At 66.0% G+C, this 19123-nt stretch carries 15 protein-coding genes; 11 read left to right on the top strand and 4 right to left on the bottom strand.

Translation table 11 applies throughout. The features are described from left to right. Positions 1–109 precede the first annotated feature (109 nt). The 3 genes from ubiE to NGK70_RS05340 all read right to left on the bottom strand — a co-directional run bounded on the left by ubiE (position 110) and on the right by NGK70_RS05340 (position 5299). On the bottom strand, positions 110–841 hold the full coding sequence (gene ubiE / locus NGK70_RS05350; RefSeq protein WP_251972250.1) for a bifunctional demethylmenaquinone methyltransferase/2-methoxy-6-polyprenyl-1,4-benzoquinol methylase UbiE: 732 nt from the start codon (positions 839–841) through the stop codon (positions 110–112). Positions 842–874: 33 nt separating this feature from the next. After that, a complete protein-coding gene (locus NGK70_RS05345) occupies positions 875–1291 on the bottom strand; it encodes a gamma-butyrobetaine hydroxylase family protein (RefSeq protein ID WP_251972249.1) in 417 nt (138 codons plus the stop codon). An 87-nt stretch (positions 1292–1378) separates the two neighbouring features. Next, a complete protein-coding gene (locus NGK70_RS05340; protein WP_251972248.1) occupies positions 1379–5299 on the bottom strand; it encodes a DUF3683 domain-containing protein in 3921 nt (1306 codons plus the stop codon). 320 nt (positions 5300–5619) lie between these two features. Here NGK70_RS05340 and ugpB point away from each other — a divergent pair, with 320 nt between their 5' ends. Genes ugpB through ugpQ form a run of 5 tightly spaced genes read left to right on the top strand, consistent with a single transcriptional unit; the run spans position 5620 to position 10729 of the window. Beyond that, positions 5620–6930, top strand: a complete 1311-nt coding sequence (gene ugpB, locus NGK70_RS05335; RefSeq protein WP_251972247.1) for a sn-glycerol-3-phosphate ABC transporter substrate-binding protein UgpB — start codon at positions 5620–5622, stop codon at positions 6928–6930. 44 nt (positions 6931–6974) lie between these two features. Beyond that, positions 6975–7856 carry a sn-glycerol-3-phosphate ABC transporter permease UgpA gene (gene ugpA / locus NGK70_RS05330; RefSeq protein WP_251972246.1) on the top strand — a complete coding sequence of 294 codons (882 nt, stop codon included), beginning with the start codon at positions 6975–6977 and terminating at the stop codon, positions 7854–7856. Positions 7857–7875: 19 nt separating this feature from the next. Next, positions 7876–8727 carry a sn-glycerol-3-phosphate ABC transporter permease UgpE gene (gene ugpE / locus NGK70_RS05325; RefSeq protein WP_251972245.1) on the top strand — a complete coding sequence of 284 codons (852 nt, stop codon included), beginning with the start codon at positions 7876–7878 and terminating at the stop codon, positions 8725–8727. Between the two features lie 31 nt (positions 8728–8758). After that, entirely contained in the window at positions 8759–9919 is a 1161-nt protein-coding gene (locus NGK70_RS05320; RefSeq protein WP_251972244.1) for a sn-glycerol-3-phosphate import ATP-binding protein UgpC, read from the top strand. 12 nt (positions 9920–9931) lie between these two features. Continuing rightward, entirely contained in the window at positions 9932–10729 is a 798-nt protein-coding gene (ugpQ, locus tag NGK70_RS05315) for a glycerophosphodiester phosphodiesterase (protein WP_251972243.1), read from the top strand. Between the two features lie 42 nt (positions 10730–10771). Here the strand turns inward: ugpQ and NGK70_RS05310 are convergent, their stop codons facing one another. After that, positions 10772–11932, bottom strand: a complete 1161-nt coding sequence (locus NGK70_RS05310) for an alpha-hydroxy acid oxidase (RefSeq protein ID WP_251972242.1) — start codon at positions 11930–11932, stop codon at positions 10772–10774. A 217-nt stretch (positions 11933–12149) separates the two neighbouring features. Between NGK70_RS05310 and rpsL the strand changes: the two genes are divergently transcribed. The 6 genes from rpsL to NGK70_RS05280 all read left to right on the top strand — a co-directional run bounded on the left by rpsL (position 12150) and on the right by NGK70_RS05280 (position 19106). Next, positions 12150–12527: a 30S ribosomal protein S12 gene (gene rpsL / locus NGK70_RS05305; protein ID WP_009855881.1), complete on the top strand. Its 378-nt coding sequence runs from the start codon at positions 12150–12152 to the stop codon at positions 12525–12527. Positions 12528–12698: 171 nt separating this feature from the next. Then, positions 12699–13169, top strand: a complete 471-nt coding sequence (gene rpsG / locus NGK70_RS05300; protein ID WP_251972241.1) for a 30S ribosomal protein S7 — start codon at positions 12699–12701, stop codon at positions 13167–13169. Positions 13170–13245: 76 nt separating this feature from the next. Beyond that, a complete protein-coding gene (fusA, locus tag NGK70_RS05295) occupies positions 13246–15348 on the top strand; it encodes an elongation factor G (RefSeq protein WP_251972240.1) in 2103 nt (700 codons plus the stop codon). A gap of 109 nt (positions 15349–15457) precedes the next feature. Continuing rightward, on the top strand, positions 15458–16648 hold the full coding sequence (gene tuf, locus NGK70_RS05290; protein WP_251972239.1) for an elongation factor Tu: 1191 nt from the start codon (positions 15458–15460) through the stop codon (positions 16646–16648). A gap of 65 nt (positions 16649–16713) precedes the next feature. Beyond that, positions 16714–17025, top strand: coding sequence for a 30S ribosomal protein S10 (rpsJ, locus tag NGK70_RS05285; protein WP_019561663.1), 312 nt, complete (start codon positions 16714–16716; stop codon positions 17023–17025). A gap of 293 nt (positions 17026–17318) precedes the next feature. After that, on the top strand, positions 17319–19106 hold the full coding sequence (locus tag NGK70_RS05280; RefSeq protein WP_251972238.1) for a bacteriohemerythrin: 1788 nt from the start codon (positions 17319–17321) through the stop codon (positions 19104–19106). Positions 19107–19123 lie beyond the last annotated feature (17 nt).

Raw genomic sequence — 19123 nt, 5'->3', positions numbered from 1 at the left:
GCCAACACGCGACGCCAGTCTCTTCATGCGAAACCTGAAGTGAAAAATTCACGACCGAAGTGCACAAGCCTCGGTCCGACCCCCTTCGGCACGACCATGGCAGGCCAACTCAGCACTTCAGCCCAACGTGCAGGGCCACGACGCCCGCCGACAGATTGTGCACATCGACGTGCCCAAAGCCGCTCTCCTTCATGAGCGCCTTCAATTCCTGCTGCCCAGGGTGCATGCGGATGGATTCAGCCAGATACCGATAGCTTTCCGCGTCACCAGTTATCATTTTCCCCATTTTCGGCAGAACCGAAAACGAATACCAGTCATAGATTTTCTCCAGCGGCTTGGCCACCCGCGAAAACTCCAGCACCAGCAATTTACCGCCGGGCCGCAGGACACGGCACATTTCGCGCAGCGCCTGATCCTTATGGGTCATATTGCGCAAACCGAAGGCCACGCTGACGATATCGAAATGGGCCTCGGGAAAAGGCAGTTTCTCGGCATCGCAAATGACCGTCGGCAGCGCCAGCCCCTCGTCGATCAGGCGATCGCGGCCCGTGCGCAGCATGGCCTCGTTGATGTCGGTGTGCACCACGCAGCCCTGCGGCCCCACCTTGCGGGCGAAGGCCCTCGTGAGGTCGCCCGTCCCGGCCGCGATGTCCAGCACCCTCTGGCCTTCGCGCACTCCCGACACGGCGATCGTGTAGGCCTTCCACACGCGGTGCAGGCCCACCGACATGACATCGTTCATCACGTCGTACCGCGATGCAACCGAGTCGAAGACCCCCCGCACCATGCTGGCCTTCTGGTCTTCCTCGACCGTCCTGAATCCGAAATGGGTGTTGCTCATGGCTGGTCGGCGCACAGGCGCCGCTGGAAGTGATCAGTGACGGGTCGCGCAGGCGCCGCCCGCCGAGGGCGGCGACATCGGGGCATCCCGATCGACACCCGCAGCCGCAAGACGCGCCTCGTAGTCGGCCCAGAAGGCAGACTGGTCGCGCCCCAGTTCGTACAGATAATCCCAGCTGTAGATGCCGCTGTCATGACCGTCGCTGAAGCGCGGCTGCACTGCATAGTGGCCGACCGGCTCCAGCGCAACGATCTCCACCAGGCGCTTACCGGTCTGCAGGGTTTCCTGCCCGGGACCGTGCCCCCGCACCTCGGCGGAGGGCGAGAACACGCGCAAAAACTCGAAGGGCAGGCGAAAACGGCTGCCATCGGTGAAAGCGACTTCGAGGATGCGCGACTGCTGATGCAGTGTCAGCTCAGTCGGCAGGGGGCTGGGGGCAGAACCGGCCATCTCGGGACTCCAGGAGGAACAAAGCAAGCAACCCGGCTCAAGCCGGGCAGCCGTTGATTGTCCTTCACAACGGCCCGGCCGTGCGGCTCACACCAGCACGCGCTCGATACCCCCGGCGTTGGCCCGGTGAACGTAGTCAGGCATCCAGTTCTCCCCCAGGATCTGGCGCGCCATCTCGACGACGATGTAGTCCGCCTCCAGCAGGCCGCTCCCCAGGTCGTCGCCATAGCGGCTCAGCCCCTGCAGGCAGGCCGGGCAAGAGGTCAGGATCTTCACGTCGCCCTGGTGGCCGGAGGCACGCAGCGCGGCCTCGCCCTGGCGGATCTCCTCTTCCTTGCGGAAGCGCACCTGGGTGGAGATGTCAGGCCGATTCAGCGCCAGCGTGCCAGATTCGCCGCAGCAGCGGTCCGACTTGAGCACCCCCGGGCCGACCAGCGCCCGCACGGTCTTCATCGGGTCCTGCAGCTTCATCGGCGTGTGGCAGGGGTCGTGGTAGAGGAAGTTCCCCGCCCCGTCGAGCTTGATGCCCTTCTCCAGCAGGAACTCGTGGATGTCGACGATGCGCGAGCCGGGGAAGATCTCCTCGAACTTGTACCCCTGCAGCTGGTCGTAGCAGGTTCCGCAGCTGACCACCACCGTCTTGATGTCCAGGTAGTTGAGCGTGTTGGCCACGCGGTGGAACAGCACCCGGTTGTCGGTGATGATCTTTTCCGCCTTGTCGAACTGGCCCGATCCGCGCTGTGGATAGCCGCAGCACAGGTAGCCCGGCGGCAGAACGGTCTGCACGCCCGCGTGCCAGAGCATGGCCTGGGTGGCCAGGCCGACCTGGCTGAACAGGCGCTCGCTGCCGCAGCCGGGGAAATAGAACACCGCCTCGGTCTCGGCACTGGTGGCCTGCGGGTCGCGGATGATGGGCACGTAGTCCCGGTCCTCGATGTCCAGCAGCGCCCTTGCGGTGCGCTTGGGCAGGCCGCCCGGCAGCTTCTTGTTGACGAAGTGGATCACCTGCTCCTTGATCGCAGCGGTGCCCACCGTCGCGGGCGGTGCATCGGTCTGCTTGCGCGCAGCCAGCTTGAGCACGTCGTGTGCGATGCGCTGGGCCTTGATGGCGACGTTGACCATGGCACCGCGCGCCAGCTTGATGGTCTGCGGATTGGTGGCGTTGAGCATGAACATCGCCGCCGCACCGGCCGGCCGGAAGCTCTTCTGCCCCATCTTGCGCAGCAGGTTGCGCATGTTCATCGACACGTCGCCGAAGTCGATCTTGACCGGGCAGGGCGAGTGGCACTTGTGGCAGACCGTGCAGTGGTCGGCCACGTCCTCGAACTCCTCCCAGTGGCGCAGCGACACGCCGCGGCGCGTCTGCTCCTCGTACAGGAAGGCCTCGATCAGCAACGAGGTGCCCAGGATCTTGTTGCGCGGGCTATACAGCAGGTTGGCGCGCGGCACATGGGTGGAGCACACCGGCTTGCACTTGCCGCAGCGCAGGCAGTCCTTGACCGACGCGGCGATGGCGCCGATGTCGCTCTGCTGCATGATCAGCGACTCGTGCCCCATCAGCCCGAAGCTGGGCGTGTAGGCGTCGGCCAGGTCGGCCGAGCGGGCATCCTCGCCCAGCGTGGCGGTGCGATCCTTTGCGCGCAGCAGCTTGCCCTTGTTGAAGCGGCCCTCGGGGTCGATGCGCGCCTTGTAGGCAGCAAAGTCGACCAGCTCCGCGTCGGTCAGAAACTCCAGCTTGGTGATGCCGATGCCGTGCTCGCCCGAGATCACGCCGTTGAGCGAGCGCGCCAGGACCATGATGCGCGCCACCGCCTCGTGCGCGGTCTGCAGCATCTCATAGTTGTCGGAGTTGACGGGGATGTTGGTGTGTACGTTGCCGTCGCCGGCATGCATGTGCAGCGCCACCCACACCCGACCGCGCAGCACCTCCTGGTGGATGCGCTTGAGCTCGTCCAGGATCGGCGCGAAGGCCGCCCCCGCCAGCAGCGTCTGTAGCGGGCGCAGGATCTGCGTCTTCCAGGAAGCGCGCAGGCTGCCGTCCTGCAGCTGGTCAAAGTAACTGCAGGTCTCGTTGGGCTGCACCACGTCGAGGTGCCCGATCCATTGCCGCCACTGCACGCGCACGTCCCGGATCAGCGTCAGCGCCTGCAGCACCCGGTCTTCCAGCAGGTCGGCGCCCGGCAGGTCACCCACGTCATCGGCACGCCCCAGCGGCAAGTTGCCTCCTGCGAAAAACGCTTCCAGCCGGTCGGCCAGGGCGATCTTGTTGCGCAGGCTGAGCTCGATGTTGATGCGCTCGATGCCCAGGGTGTACTCGCCCATGCGCTCCAGCGGGATCACCACGTCCTCGTTGACCTTGAAGGCGTTGGTGTGCTTCGAGATCGCCGCGGTGCGCTTGCGGTCGGCCCAGAACTTCTTGCGCGCCTCGGCCGAAACAGCCACGAAGCCCTCGCCCGAGCGGCCGTTGGCCAGGCGCACCACCTCGCTGGTGGCACGCGCCACGGCCGCCTCGTCGTCACCGACGATGTCGCCGATCAGCACCATCTTCGGGAAGCCGCCGCGCTTGCTCTTGGTGGCGTAGCCCACCGCCTTCAGGTAGCGGTCGTCGAGGTGCTCCAGGCCGGCGAGGATGGCCCCACCCGGCTTCTTCATCTCGGCGAACATGAAGTCCTTGATCTCGACGATCGAAGGCACGCAGTCCTTCGGGTTGCCGAAGAACTCCAGGCACACGGTGCGGGTGTGGGCCGGCATGCGGTGCACCACCCAGCGCGCGCCGGTGATCAGGCCGTCGCAGCCCTCTTTCTGCACGCCCGGCAGGCCGGCGAGGAACTTGTCGGTGACGTCCTTGCCCAGCCCCTCCTTGCGGAAGACCCGGCCCGGGATGTCCAGCCGCTCCGTGCGCTCCAGCTTCTTGCCCGTTGCGTCGTAGTACTTCAGCTCGAAACTCGCCGTCTCGACGTCGTGGATCTTGCCGAGGTTGTGGTTCAGGCGGATGACCTCCAGCCACTTGGCCTCGGGCGTCACCATCTTCCAGCTGGCCAGGTTGTCCAGCGCCGTGCCCCAGAGCACCGCCTTCTTGCCGCCGGCATTCATTGCGATGTTGCCGCCCACGCAGGAGGCCTCGGCCGAGGTGGGATCCACCGCAAAGACATGACCCCCGCGCTCGGCCGCATCGGCCACGCGCTGGGTCACCACCCCCGCGCCGGTCCAGATGGTGGCCACCTTGCGATCGACCCCGGGCAGATCGACGAACTCGACCTCGGTCATCTGTTCGAGCTTCTCGGTGTTGATGACCGCGCTCTTCCAGGTCAGCGGCACGGCGCCGCCGGTGTAGCCGGTGCCGCCGCCCCGCGGGATGATGGTCAGACCCAGCTCCACGCAGCCGGCCACCAGCGCAGCCATCTCCGCCTCGCTGTCGGGCGTGAGCACGACGAAGGGGTACTCGACGCGCCAGTCGGTGGCGTCGGTGACGTGGGCCACGCGGCTCAGGCCATCGAACTTGATGTTGTCGCGCCGCGTGTGGCGGCCCAGCACCTTGCGGGCCCGCTGGCGCAGGTCGTACACGGTGCGGAAGTGCGCCGCGAAGCGCTCCACCGCCTGCTGCGCCGACACCAGCAACTCACCGACCGCCGCATCACGCCCGCCGTCTTCGCCGGGCGTGCGGCGCTTTTCCACCTCGCCCAGGCGATGATGCAGTGCGTCGACGAGCATCTGCCGGCGCTTGGGGTCGTCGATCAGGTCGTCTTCAAGGTAAGGATTGCGCTGCACCACCCAGATGTCGCCCAGCACCTCGTAGAGCATGCGCGCGGACCGGCCGGTGCGGCGCTCGCTGCGCAATTGATCGAGCAGGGCCCAGGCGCGTGCACCCAGCAGGCGCAACACGATCTCCCGGTCGGACAGCGAGGTGTAGTTGTAGGGAATCTCGCGCAGGCGCGGCGCAGGTTCGGCCAGTTCAAGGGCCGGCTCGGCGCGTTCGTTCAGGCGGTGCAGGGGAAGCGGAGCGTTCATGGGGCCGCGGTTGCCGCGAGGCAGGCGAGGGGCACAGACTTGAGGAAGCACGCGGGCGACGCCGACGTCGTCAGGCACGACCAAGCGGGCCGCATGCGGCTCATGATGGTACTTCAGGGGCCCATGGGCTCGTCGGCGCAGGCCTTTCAGCCAGCATCCGGCGCCGGCTGTCCACTGCCTCAAACCCGCATGGACGGGGGGCGCATCTCGTGACAGAAACACGGGGTGGGTTGTGTCACGGCACCGTCATCCGCGCTGCCTAGGCTGCAGGGCTTGCCTGGACGCAGGCCCCGGACACCCCTGTTGCCGACGGAGTCACCATGAAGAAGACCTACACGTTCGCTACGCTTGCTGTGGTTGCGGCGGCGATCAGCCTGCCCGCCCACGCCCAGACGGAGATCCAATGGTGGCACGCGATGAGCGGCCCGCTGGGTGAATGGGTCAACGACCTGGCCAAGCAGTACAACGCCAGCCAGACCGACTACAAGGTCGTGCCGACCTACAAGGGCACCTACGACGAATCGATGACCGCGGCCATCGCGGCGTTTCGGGCCGGCAACGCGCCGCACATCCTGCAGGTCTTCGAGGTCGGCACCGCCACGATGATGGCCAGCAAGGGCGCCATCAAGCCGGTGGCCGACGTGATGAAGGAAGGCGGCGCCAAGTTCGATCCCAAGGCCTACGTGCCAGCAGTGGCGGGCTACTACACCGCGCCAGATGGACGCATGCTGAGCTTCCCGTTCAACAGCTCGACCACCATCTTCTATTACAACAAGGACGCCTTCAAGGCGGCCGGCCTGGACCCGAACAAGGCACCCTCCACCTGGCCGGAGGTGGCGCTGGCGGCGGCCAAGCTCAAGGCCAGCGGCCACCGTTGCCCCTTCACCACCAGCTGGATCAGCTGGACGCAGCTGGAGAGCTTCTCGGCCTGGCACAACACCCTGTTCGCGACGCTGAACAACGGCTTCGGCGGCACGGGCGCGCGCCTGGCCTTCAACTCACCGCTGCACCTGCGCCACTTCGAGAACCTGGCCAACATGTCCAAGCAGGGCCTGTTCACCTACAAGGGGCGCGGCAACGCGGCCGACGTGTCCTTCCCCTCGGGCGAGTGCGCGATGATGACCGGCTCGTCGGGCCTGTACGCGCGCGTGGCCAAGGAGGCCAAGTTCGCTTACGGCATCGCCGCCCTGCCCTATTACCCCGACGTGCCCGGCGCGCCGCAGAACACCGTCATCGGCGGTGCCAGCCTGTGGGTGATGGCCGGCAAGAAGGCCCCCGAGTACAAGGGCGTGGCCAGTTTCTTCAGCTTCCTGTCCAACGCCGAAGTGCAGTCGGCCAGCCACAAGCGCACCGGCTACCTGCCGATCACCACCGCCGCCTACGAGCTGACCGAGAAGTCCGGCTTCTACAAGGAGAAGCCCGGCACCGACGTGGCCGTGACGCAGATGATCCGCAAGACCACCGACAAGTCGCGCGGCATCCGCCTGGGCAACCATGTGCAGATCCGCACCATCATCGACGAGGAAACCGAGCAGATCTGGACCGGCAAGAAGACCGCCAAGGAGGCGCTGGACACGGCGGTGCAGCGCGGCAACGAGCAGCTCGAACGCTTCCAGGCCGCCAACAAGTGACCTCAGTCGCTCCGTCTGCTGCGCCGGCGGCCTGAGGCGACGGCATGGAAAAACGCGTCCGCTTCCGCTCCACCTGGCTGCCCTGGCTGCTGCTGACGCCACAGCTGGCGGTCATCGGCGTGTTCTTCTTCTGGCCGGCCAGCCAGGCGGTGCTGCAGTCGGTGCAGCAGCAAGACGCCTTCGGCCTGAGCACCGAGTGGGTCGGGCTGGCCAACTTCAAGCGGCTGTTTGCCGATCCGCTGTACGTCGAGTCCTTCACCACCACCGCGCTGTTCTCGGCCCTGGTGGCGGTGGCGGGCATCAGCATCTCGCTGCTGCTGGCGCAGTTTGCCGACCGCGTGGTGCGTGGCGCGATGGTCTACAAGACCCTGCTGATCTGGCCCTATGCGGTGGCGCCAGCGGTGGCCGGCGTGCTCTGGACCTTCATGTTCTCGCCGGGCGTGGGCGTGGTGGCCTGGGGCCTGCGCGAACTGGGCTGGGACTGGAACCACCTGCTCAACGGCCGCCAGGCCATGGCGCTGATCGTCATGGCCGCGGTGTGGAAGCAGATCTCCTACAACTTCCTGTTCTTCCTGGCCGGGCTGCAGAGCATTCCGAAGTCGCTGATCGAGGCCGCGGCCATCGACGGCGCGGGGCCGTGGCGGCGCTTCTGGACCATCCAGTTCCCGCTGCTGTCGCCCACCACCTTCTTCCTGCTGGTCATCAACGTCGTCTACGCCTTCTTCGACACCTTCGCCATCGTCGACGCGGCCACCCAGGGCGGCCCGGGCAAGGACACCGCCATCCTGGTCTACAAGGTCTACTACGACGGCTTCAAGGCGCTGGACTCGGGTGGCTCGGCCGCGCAGTCGGTGGTGCTGATGGTCATCGTCATCGCGCTGACGGTGGTGCAGTTCCGCTACGTCGAGCGGCGCGTCAACTACTGAAGCCACCGAAGCCACCCCGATGATCGAACGCCGCCCCGCGCTCACCGTCCTGTCGCACCTGGTGCTGGTGCTGGGCGTGCTGATCGTCGCCTTCCCGATCTACCTGACCTTTATCGCCAGCACCCACACGGCGCAGGACATCGTGCAGGCGCCCATGCCGCTGTGGCCGGGGAGCCACGGGCTGGAGAACTACTGGGCCGCGCTGACCGGCACCGGCGAGGGCGGCGGCTCCAATGCGCCGGTGGGCCGCATGATGCTGGTCAGCCTGGTGTGCGCGCTGGTCATCACGGTGGGCAAGATCTCGATCTCGCTGCTATCGGCCTTCGCGGTGGTGTACTTCCGCTTCCCGCTGCGCGGCCTGTGCTTCTGGGCCATCTTCGTGACGCTGATGCTGCCGGTGGAGGTGCGCATCGGGCCGACCTACCAGGTGGTGGCCGACCTGGGCCTGCTCAACAGCTATGCCGGGCTGACGGTGCCGCTGATCGCCTCGGCCACCGCCACCTTCCTGTTCCGCCAGTTCTTCCTGACCGTGCCCGACGAGCTCGTCGAGGCCTCGCGCATCGACGGCGCCGGGCCGATGCGCTTCTTCATCGACACGCTGGTGCCGCTGTCGGCCACCTCGATCGCGGCGCTTTTCGTCATCCAGTTCATCTACGGCTGGAATCAGTACCTCTGGCCGCTGCTGGCCACCACCAGCGAGGACATGTACCCGGTGGTCATCGGCATCAAGCGCATGATCGCCGGCGGCGACGCCGCGGTGGGCTGGAACCTGGTGATGGCCACCGCCATCCTGGCCATGCTGCCGCCCGCGCTGGTGGTGATCCTGATGCAGAAGTGGTTCGTCAAGGGCCTGGTCGACACCGAGAAATAGGCCGGCGCCGCAGCGCCCGGACAACACAAGCATGGCATCCATCTCCCTGCGCGGCATCGTCAAGCGCTACGGCAGCGGCCCCAAGGCCACCGCCGTCATCCACGGCCTGGACGCCGAGATCGGCGAGGGCGAGTTCGTCGTCATCGTCGGCCCCTCGGGCTGCGGCAAGTCCACGCTGCTGCGCATGGTCGCGGGGCTGGAGGAGGTGACGGACGGCCAGATCGTGTTTCGCACCGCCGCGGGCGAGCGGGTGGTCAACGACGTGGAGCCGGCCGCGCGCGACATCGCCATGGTGTTCCAGAACTACGCGCTCTACCCGCACATGAGCGTGTACGACAACATGGCCTACGGCCTGAAGATCGCCAAGGTCCCGAAGGACGAGATCCGCCAGCGTGTCGAGAAGGCCGCGCGCATCCTGGAGCTCGGCGGCCTGCTCGAGCGCCGGCCGCGCCAACTCTCGGGCGGCCAGCGCCAACGCGTGGCCATGGGCCGGGCCATCGTGCGCCAGCCACAGGTCTTCCTGTTCGACGAGCCGCTGTCCAACCTGGACGCCAAGCTGCGCGCGCAGACGCGGCTGGAGATCCAGAAGCTGCACGCCGAGCTGGGCGTGACCAGCCTGTTCGTCACCCACGACCAGGTCGAGGCGATGACGCTGGCGCAGCGCATGATCGTGATGAACGGCGGGCGCATGGAGCAGTTCGGCACGCCCGAGGCGGTCTACGCCCGTCCGGCCACCACCTTCGTGGCCAGCTTCATCGGCTCGCCGCCCATGAACCTGCTGACGGGCCGGCTGGGGCCGCGCGCGACCTTCGTCACCGACGCGGGCGTGCGCTTGGCGCTGCCCGGGGCGGCACCCGTGGCCGGCGAGGGCGAGCGCATCCTCGGCGTGCGGCCCGAGCACCTGGGCGTGGCCCACGGCGAGCCGGCGGCTGGCGAGGCACGCTGGACGCTCAAGGTCGAGGTGGTCGAGATGCTGGGCGCCGAGCGCCTGGTGCATGGCCGCCTGGGCGATGTCGATGGCGCGGCGGCCCCGGCCAGCGTGGTGCAGGCCACCGCGCCGGGCAGCCTGTTCACCGTGCGGCTGGACGCCAGCGAACACTCGCCGCGGGCCGGCGAGGTGCTGCCGCTGCGCGTGCTGGCCGAGCGCCTGCACTGGTTCGACCCGTCCAGCCAGCGCCGGCTGGACGATTGATCGCTGTCCGCCTTGACCCACCCGAGCACCCCCGCCTGGACCGGCCCGCGCTGGATTGCCCACCGTGGCGCTGGCAAGCTCGCGCCCGAGAACACGCTGGCCGCTTTCCGGCTGGGCGCCAGCCTGGGCTGGCGCGCCTATGAATGCGACGTCAAGCTCAGCGCCGACGGCGTGCCCTTTTTGCTGCACGACGCCACGCTGGCGCGCACGCTGGCCAGCGGCCTCGGACTGGAGCCCACGCTGTCGCCCGACACCGTGGCGGGCAGCCTGCCCTGGTCGCGCCTGGCGCGGCTGGATGCCGGCGCCTGGCACGGCCGCCTCTATGCCGGCGAGGCGCCGCCGACGCTGGAGGCCATCGCGCGCTGGTGCCTGGCCAACCGGCTGGCGCTGAACGTCGAGATCAAGCCCACGCCGGGTGAGGAGGTGCGCACCGGCGCGGTCGTCGCCGCGGCGGTGCAGCGGCTGTGGACTGACGCGGTGGCGGCGGGCGACGCTGCCTGGCCGCTGCTGAGTTCCTTCCGACCGGAGTCCCTGGCGGCAGCGCTGCAAGACGCCCCCGGACTGCCCCGGGCCCTGCTGCTCGACAGCCTTTGGGACGACTGCCTCGGCGTGGCCGAGCGCCTGGGCTGCGGCGCCGTGGTGCTCAACCACCAACTGGTCGATGGCCCCCAGGCCATCGATGACCTGCACGCCCGCGGGATGCAGGCGCTGGTCTACACCGTCAACGATGCCGACCGCGCTGCAACCCTGCTGGCCTGGGGCATCGACGCGGTGATCACCGACGCGGTGGACCGGTTCGTGCCGGACTGACCTGGCCCTGGCCCAGGCCGACACCGCACAGGCAAGCCCGCCTCAAACCCCTGGCAACGGGTAGGTCCCCGGGACCAGGATGGACCGGCCCACGTCGGTCAGCCGCGTGTTTCCGGTAAAGGCCATCGTCAGGTCCAGCTCCTTGTGGATGATCTCCAGGGCCTTGGTGACGCCCGCCTCGCCCAGCGCACCCAGTCCGTAGAGGAAGGACCGGCCGATGTACGTGCCGCGCGCGCCCAACGCCCAGGCCTTGAGCACGTCCTGGCCGGAGCGGATGCCGCCATCCATGTGCACCTCGATGCGATCCCCGACCGCGGCAGCGATGGCCGGCAGGGCCTCGATGCTGGCCAGGGCACCGTCGAGCTGGCGACCACCGTGGTTGCTGACGATGAGCGCGTCCGCACCCGTTTCCACCGCGAGGCGGGCGTCCTCGACATCCTGGATGCCCTTGAGGATCAGTTTGCCGCCCCAGCGCTTCTTGATCCACTCCACGTCGCCCCAGTTCAGGCGGGGGTCGAACTGCTGGTTGGTCCACGCCCCCAGGCTGGACATGTCGTCCACCCCCTTGACGTGGCCGATGACGTTGCCGAACTGGCGCCGCTTCGTGCCCAGCATGCCCAGGCACCAGCGGGGCTTGGTCAGCATGTTCAGCAGGTTCGCCAGCTTGGGCTGCGGCGGCACCGACAGGCCGTTCTTCAGGTCGCGGTGGCGCTGCCCGATGATCTGCAGGTCCAGCGTCAGCACCAGCGCGCCGCAGCCGGCGGCCTTGGCGCGCTCGATCAGGCGCTCGATGAAGTCGCGGTCGCGCATCACGTAGAGCTGGAACCAGAACGGCGCCTTCGTGTGCGCCGCCACGTCCTCGATCGAACAGATGCTCATCGTCGACAGGGTGAAGGGCACGCCGAAGGCCTCGGCAGCGCGTGCGGCCAGGATCTCGCCGTCGGCGTGCTGCATGCCCGTGAGCCCCGTGGGCGCCAGCGCCACCGGCATGCGCACGTCCACACCGGCCATCGTGGCTGCCGTGGACCGGTGCTCCAGGTTCACCGCCACGCGCTGACGCAGCTTGATCTTCTGGAACTCGCTCTCGTTGGCTCGGTAGGTCGACTCGGTCCAGGAGCCGGTGTCAACGTACTCGTAGAACATGCGCGGCACACGGCGGCGCGCCAACTGGCGCAGATCTTCGATCTCGGTGATGACGGGCAAGGCGATCTCCTCGTGTGATTCTTGGGTGCGATTCCGTGCGACCAGGGATCGCCAAGATCCTACCGTGAGGTCACGCCTTGCCGGCCCCCACCCCTTGCCCCTATAATCTTCGGCTTTTCCGTTCATGCTGCGCTCATTGCGGGCTGCCAGCTGCAGACGGGAAGAGGAACAAGGTCCACCGTGGACCTGCGTAACTTCAAACGGGAACAAGTTACCTATGCCGACCATCAACCAGCTCGTGCGCCAAGGCCGTCAGGCCGAGGTCACGAAGTCCAAGTCGCCTGCGATGCAGAACTGCCCGCAGCGCCGCGGTGTTTGCACCCGCGTCTACACCACCACCCCGAAGAAGCCGAACTCGGCGCTTCGCAAGGTCGCCAAGGTGCGTCTGACCAACGGTTTCGAGGTGATCTCGTACATCGGCGGTGAAGGCCACAACCTGCAGGAGCACAGCGTCGTGCTGGTGCGCGGCGGCCGGGTCAAGGATCTGCCGGGTGTGCGCTATCACATCGTGCGCGGCTCGCTCGACCTGCAAGGTGTCAAGGACCGCAAGCAATCGCGCTCCAAGTACGGCGCCAAGCGCCCCAAGAAGGCCTGATCGGCGTTCTGACAAACGGTGGTCACATCCGGCTGTCAGGCTGGCGTGTGAAAGATTGCGGCAGGTCGACGCCCCAGAGTGGCGGGCCGTGCCGAGTAAGTGGATGACCCGTGAGTCGTGGTCGTCCAGGGTGCCGGGCAACCAGCACCAACTGAAGATGAAGGAAGAGAAATGCCTCGTCGTCGCGAAGTACCCAAGCGCGAGATCCTGCCGGACCCGAAGTTCGGTTCGGTCGATCTGTCCAAGTTCATGAACGTGATCATGGAGTCCGGCAAGAAGGCCGTGGCTGAGCGGATCATCTACGGCGCCCTCGATCAGGTCGAGAAGAAGGCCGGCAAGGATCCGCTGGAAGTGTTCCTGACCGCGCTGAACAACGTGAAGCCCATGGTCGAAGTCAAGAGCCGCCGCGTCGGTGGCGCGAACTACCAAGTTCCCGTGGAAGTTCGCCCCATCCGCCGCATGGCCCTGGCCATGCGTTGGCTGAAGGAATCGGCCCGCAAGCGCAGCGAGAAGTCGATGGCCCAGCGCCTCGCCAACGAACTGCTGGAGGCCTGCGAAGGCCGCGGCGGCGCGATGAAGAAGCGCGACGAAGTGCACCGCATGGCAGAAGCCAACAAGGCCTTCTCGCACTTCCGCTTCTGATCTAACGTTCTGTAGCCGCTCAGGGTTTCTGCTGACCCCGGGCGGCTTTCGCCATTTCTGGCTTTTGGAGTGACACATGGCACGTCAAACCCCCATCGAGCGCTACCGCAACATCGGTATCTCGGCGCACATCGATGCCGGCAAGACCACCACGACCGAGCGCATCCTCTTCTACACCGGTGTGAACCACAAGATCGGTGAAGTGCACGATGGTGCGGCCACGATGGACTGGATGGAGCAGGAGCAGGAGCGCGGCATCACGATCACGTCGGCCGCGACGACCTGTTTCTGGAAGGGCATGGACATGTCCTATCCGGAACACCGCTTCAACATCATCGACACCCCGGGGCACGTCGACTTCACCATCGAGGTGGAGCGTTCGATGCGCGTGCTCGACGGCGCTTGCATGGTGTACTGCGCAGTCGGCGGCGTGCAGCCCCAGTCGGAGACCGTCTGGCGCCAGGCCAACAAGTACAAGGTGCCCCGCCTCGCGTTCGTCAACAAGATGGACCGCACCGGCGCGAACTTCTTCAAGGTCTATGACCAGATGAAGACCCGCCTGAAGGCCAACCCGGTCGCGGTGGTGATCCCCATCGGCGCCGAGGACACCTTCAAGGGCGTGGTCGACCTGCTGAAGATGAAGGCCATCTTCTGGGACGAGGCGTCGCAGGGCATGAAGTTCACCTTCGAGGACATCCCCGCCGATCTGCAGGCTCAGGCCCAGGAGTGGCGCGAAAAGATGGTCGAAGCCGCCGCCGAGGCGACCGAGGACCTGATGAACAAGTACCTCGAAACGGGTGATCTGACCGAGGACGAGATCAAGCTGGCGATCCGCACGCGCACCATCGCCTGCGAGATCCAGCCCATGCTGTGCGGCACCGCGTTCAAGAACAAGGGCGTGCAGCGCATGCTCGACGCCGTGATCGACTACCTGCCCTCCCCGGTGGACATCCCCCCGGTGACCGGCACGGACGATGACGACAAGGAAGTCTCTCGCAAGGCGGACGACAAGGAAAAGTTTGCTGCGCTGGCCTTCAAACTGATGACCGACCCGTTCGTCGGTCAGCTGACCTTCGTGCGCGTGTATTCCGGCGTGCTGAACTCCGGCTCGACGGTGTACAACCCGATCCGCGGCAAGAAGGAGCGCATCGGCCGGATCCTGCAGATGCACGCCAACCAGCGTGAGGAAATCAAGGAGATCCTGGCCGGCGACATCGCCGCCTGCGTGGGCCTGAAGGAAGTCACCACGGGCGAAACCCTGTGCGACATCGACGCGCCGATCACGCTGGTGAAGATGATCTTCCCGGAGCCGGTGATCTCGCAGGCCGTCGAGCCCAAGACCAAGGCCGACCAGGAAAAGATGGGCATCGCGCTGGGTCGCCTGGCCGCCGAGGATCCGTCGTTCCGCGTGCGCACCGACGAGGAGTCCGGCCAGACCATCATCTCCGGCATGGGCGAGCTGCACCTGGAGATCATTGTCGACCGCATGAAGCGCGAGTTCGGCGTGGAAGCCAACGTGGGCAAGCCGCAGGTGGCCTACCGCGAAACCATCCGCTCCAAGGTCGAAGGCGTGGACGGCAAGTTCGTGCGCCAATCGGGCGGCAAGGGCCAGTACGGCCACGTCGTGCTGACCGTCGAGCCGCAGGAGCCGGGCAAGGGCTTCGAGTTCGTCGATGCGATCAAGGGCGGCGTGGTGCCGCGCGAGTTCATCCCCGCGGTGGAAAAGGGCCTGATCGACACGCTGCCCAACGGCGTGCTGGCCGGCTTCCCGGTGGTGGACGTCAAGGTCACGCTGACCTTCGGTTCGTACCACGAAGTGGACTCGAACGAAAACGCCTTCAAGATGGCGGCTTCGATGGGCTTCAAGGACGCTTGCCGCAAGGCCAGCCCCGTGATCCTGGAGCCGATGATGGCCGTGGAAGTCGAGACCCCGGAAGACTACGCCGGTACCGTGATGGGCGATCTGTCCTCGCGTCGCGGCATGGTGCAGGGCATGGACGACATGGTCGGTGGCGGCAAGATCATCAAGGCGGAGGTCCCCCTGTCCGAGATGTTCGGCTACTCGACCTCGCTGCGCTCGGCCACCCAGGGTCGCGCGACCTACACGATGGAGTTCAAGCACTACAGCGAAGCTCCTCGCAACGTCGCCGAAGCCATCATCACGGCCCGTTCGAAGTAATTTTCACTGGTCTTCGTCCTGGGGACGCGTGCTGCCGGCGGCATGCGACTTGAACCCAGGGCGGAAACCTTAAACCGACCACCGGCAACGCTCTTTCCCGGAGAAAGCAATGGCAAAAGAAAAGTTTGAACGTACCAAGCCGCACGTGAACGTGGGGACCATTGGACACGTGGACCACGGCAAGACGACGCTGACGGCGGCGATCACGACCGTGCTGTCGGCCAAGTTCGGTGGCACCGCCAAGGCCTACGACCAGATCGACGCGGCGCCGGAAGAGAAGGCGCGCGGCATCACCATCAACACCGCGCACGTCGAGTACGAGACGGCCAACCGTCACTACGCGCACGTGGACTGCCCGGGACACGCCGACTATGTGAAGAACATGATCACCGGCGCGGCCCAGATGGACGGTGCGATCCTGGTGTGCTCGGCCGCTGACGGTCCGATGCCCCAGACCCGCGAGCACATCCTGCTGTCGCGTCAGGTGGGCGTGCCCTACATCATCGTCTTCCTGAACAAGGCCGACATGGTGGACGACGAAGAGCTGCTCGAACTGGTCGAGATGGAAGTTCGCGAGCTCCTGTCCAAGTACGACTTCCCCGGCGACGACACCCCGATCATCAAGGGCTCGGCCAAGCTGGCGCTCGAAGGCGACAAGGGTCCCCTGGGCGAAGAAGCCATCATGAAGCTGGCTGACGCGCTGGATACCTACATCCCGACGCCCGAGCGCGCCATTGATGGCACCTTCCTGATGCCCGTGGAAGACGTGTTCTCGATTTCGGGTCGTGGCACCGTGGTGACCGGCCGTATCGAGCGCGGCATCATCAAGGTCGGCGAGTCCATCGAAATCGTGGGCATCAAGGCCACCCAGACCACCACCTGCACCGGCGTGGAAATGTTCCGCAAGCTGCTGGACCAAGGTCAGGCGGGCGACAACGTGGGCATCCTGCTGCGCGGCACCAAGCGTGAAGACGTCGAGCGCGGCCAAGTGCTGTGCAAGCCGGGCTCCATCAAGCCGCACACCCACTTCACGGGCGAGGTGTACGTGCTGTCGAAGGAAGAGGGTGGGCGCCACACCCCGTTCTTCAACAACTACCGCCCGCAGTTCTACTTCCGCACCACCGACGTGACCGGCGCCATCGAGCTGCCGGCCGACAAGGAAATGGTGATGCCGGGTGACAACGTGTCGATCACGGTCAAGCTGATTGCCCCGATCGCCATGGAAGAAGGCCTGCGCTTCGCCATCCGTGAAGGCGGCCGCACCGTCGGTGCTGGCGTCGTCGCCAAGATCATCGAGTAATTGCATGACCGGCCGACCAGGCAGAGACACCCGGTCGGCCTCATCGCTCTTTTGAAGGAACCGTCATGCAAAAGCAAAAGATCCGCATCCGCCTGAAGGCGTTCGACTACAAGCTGATCGATCAATCGGCCCTGGAAATCGTCGACACCGCCAAGCGCACCGGCGCGATCGTCAAGGGTCCCGTGCCCCTGCCGACGCGCATGCAGCGTTTCGACATCCTGCGCTCGCCGCACGTCAACAAGACCAGCCGCGACCAGTTCGAGATCCGCACCCACCAGCGCCTGATGGACATCGTCGACCCGACGGACAAGACCGTCGACGCGCTGATGAAGCTGGACCTGCCGGCTGGCGTGGACGTCGAGATCAAGCTGCAGTGATGCATTGATTTCCCGCTCTGGCAGTTGCTGCCGGATCAGGCCCCTGTAGAAGCGCCCCCGGCGCCGAAGCAGGGGTTTTTCCTTTCCGGGCCCGGGGCGGTTGCGGATCGTATCCGCCGGGCCGGGTGGCACACTTGTGGGCGACATGTCCCTCCGAGTCAACGCTGGCCATCCGGTCCTGCCACGCGCCGTCGCAGCGCGCGCGAAACGCCTGCGACCTTGCTCAGGAGCGCCGCTTCGAGCACGGTCGAGGTGGTCCACTGTCTGTGCCTGCGGGTCTCTGGGTCTCTTGAATGGTCCGCTTCGGCAGCGCTGCAGCAACCCATCCCCCTTGTATGCCCTACAACGTCGAAATCTTCCCGTGGAGTGACAACTTCGCCACCGGCATCGAGAAGATCGATGAACAGCACCGGCGGCTGATCGATTTGCTCAATGTGCTGGTCGGGCACCTGGCCTTCCAGTCTGACGCGCCCGCCCTGGGCAAGATTTTCGATGAGCTGAAGGACTACACCGCCGTCCATTTCTCGACCGAGGAAGCGATCTGGAGTGCCTACTTCGGCGATGACGCCTGGGCCGAATGGCATCGGAACGCCCACGGCGACTTCATCGGCAAGCTGAAGGACATCAAGTCCCGGGAAACCGAGGAAACGGCCGACGAGGTCATCGAGGAAATCGTCCAGTTCCTCACCCATTGGCTTGCCCTGCACATCATCGAGTCGGACAAGCGCATGGCCAAGGTGGTGCTGGCGCTGCCCTCAGGCATGTCGCTGGCGCAGGCCAAGGATCTGGCGGACATAGAGATGTCCGGTGCCACCCGGGTACTGATCGACACGGTGATGGGCATGTACGACAAGCTCGCCAACCGGACGATCCAGCTGACCCGGGAGATCAACCGTCGGATCAAGGCGGAAGCGGAGTTGCGTGCCACCCAGTCGGAATTGGAGCGCCTGCGCGACGAGGCGGTGGCAGCCAGCCTAGCCAAAAGCGCCTTCCTGGCCCACATGAGCCACGAGATCCGCACCCCGATGAGCTCCATCCTGGGTCTGACGCACCTGCTGCAAGGCAGCATCGACAACCCCGAACACCTGGAGAACCTGCGCAGCATCGTCGGGTCGACCCGGCATCTGTTGGGCATCATCAACAACGTGCTCGACTATTCCCGGCTCGAGGCCGAGCGCATGGAGATCGAGGAGGTTCCGATCCATTTCGACACGCTGTTCGACAATGTGCGCAGCATGCTGATCGACCGGGTACAGGCGAAGCGGCTGGAACTGGCGGTCGCGCTGGATCCGGCGTTGGCGCAAATGCAGCTGATGGGTGATTCAATGCGCATCAGTCAGATCCTGATCAACTACATCGGCAACGCCGTCAAGTTCACCCAACAGGGCAGCATCACCCTGCGCTCACGGCTGCTGGACGATCAGGGCGAGCGCGTGAAAGTGCGTTTCGAAGTCACCGACACCGGCGTCGGCATCTCGGCCGAGAACCAGGCGCGCATCTTCGGCGCCTTCGAGCAGGCGGAGGTATCCACCTCGCGCAAGTTCGGCGGCAGCGGCCTTGGCCTGGCCATTTCGAAGCAGCTGGCCCAGTTGATGGACGGCGAAGTGGGCGTGGACAGCACCCCAGGGCAAGGCAGCACGTTCTGGTTCACCGCAAGCCTCAAGCGCGACGCACCACGGGCATCGGAGCCGCTGGCAACCGCAGCCGTGCCGCTGCGGGCCGGCAGCCAGGTCCTGGTGGCGGACGACAACGAGATCAACCAGCTGGTGGCGATCCACTTCCTGGAAAGCGCGGGACTGGTCGTCGACGTCGCCAACGACGGCCGGGAGGCCATCGAGAAGGCGCGGTCGGGCCGCTACGACCTGATCTTGATGGACATGCAGATGCCAGTCATGGACGGACTCCAGGCCACGCGCGAGATCCGCGCCCTGGGTTTGGGCATGCCCATCATCGCGATGACGGCCAACGCCTCCGAAGAGGACCGCAGACGTTGCATGGCATCCGGCATGAACGACTTCACCAGCAAGCCCATTGAGCCAGACCTGCTCTACGCCACGCTCGCCAGGTGGATTCCCGCATAGCCGGCCAACGGCAGCAT

Origin of the sequence: Sphaerotilus microaerophilus (assembly GCF_023734135.1) — a bacterium.
Taxonomy (GTDB): Bacteria; Pseudomonadota; Gammaproteobacteria; order Burkholderiales; family Burkholderiaceae_C; genus Sphaerotilus; species Sphaerotilus microaerophilus.
Note: the sequence above shows the minus strand (reverse complement) of the source record. Positions and strands in the feature narration are given on the sequence as shown.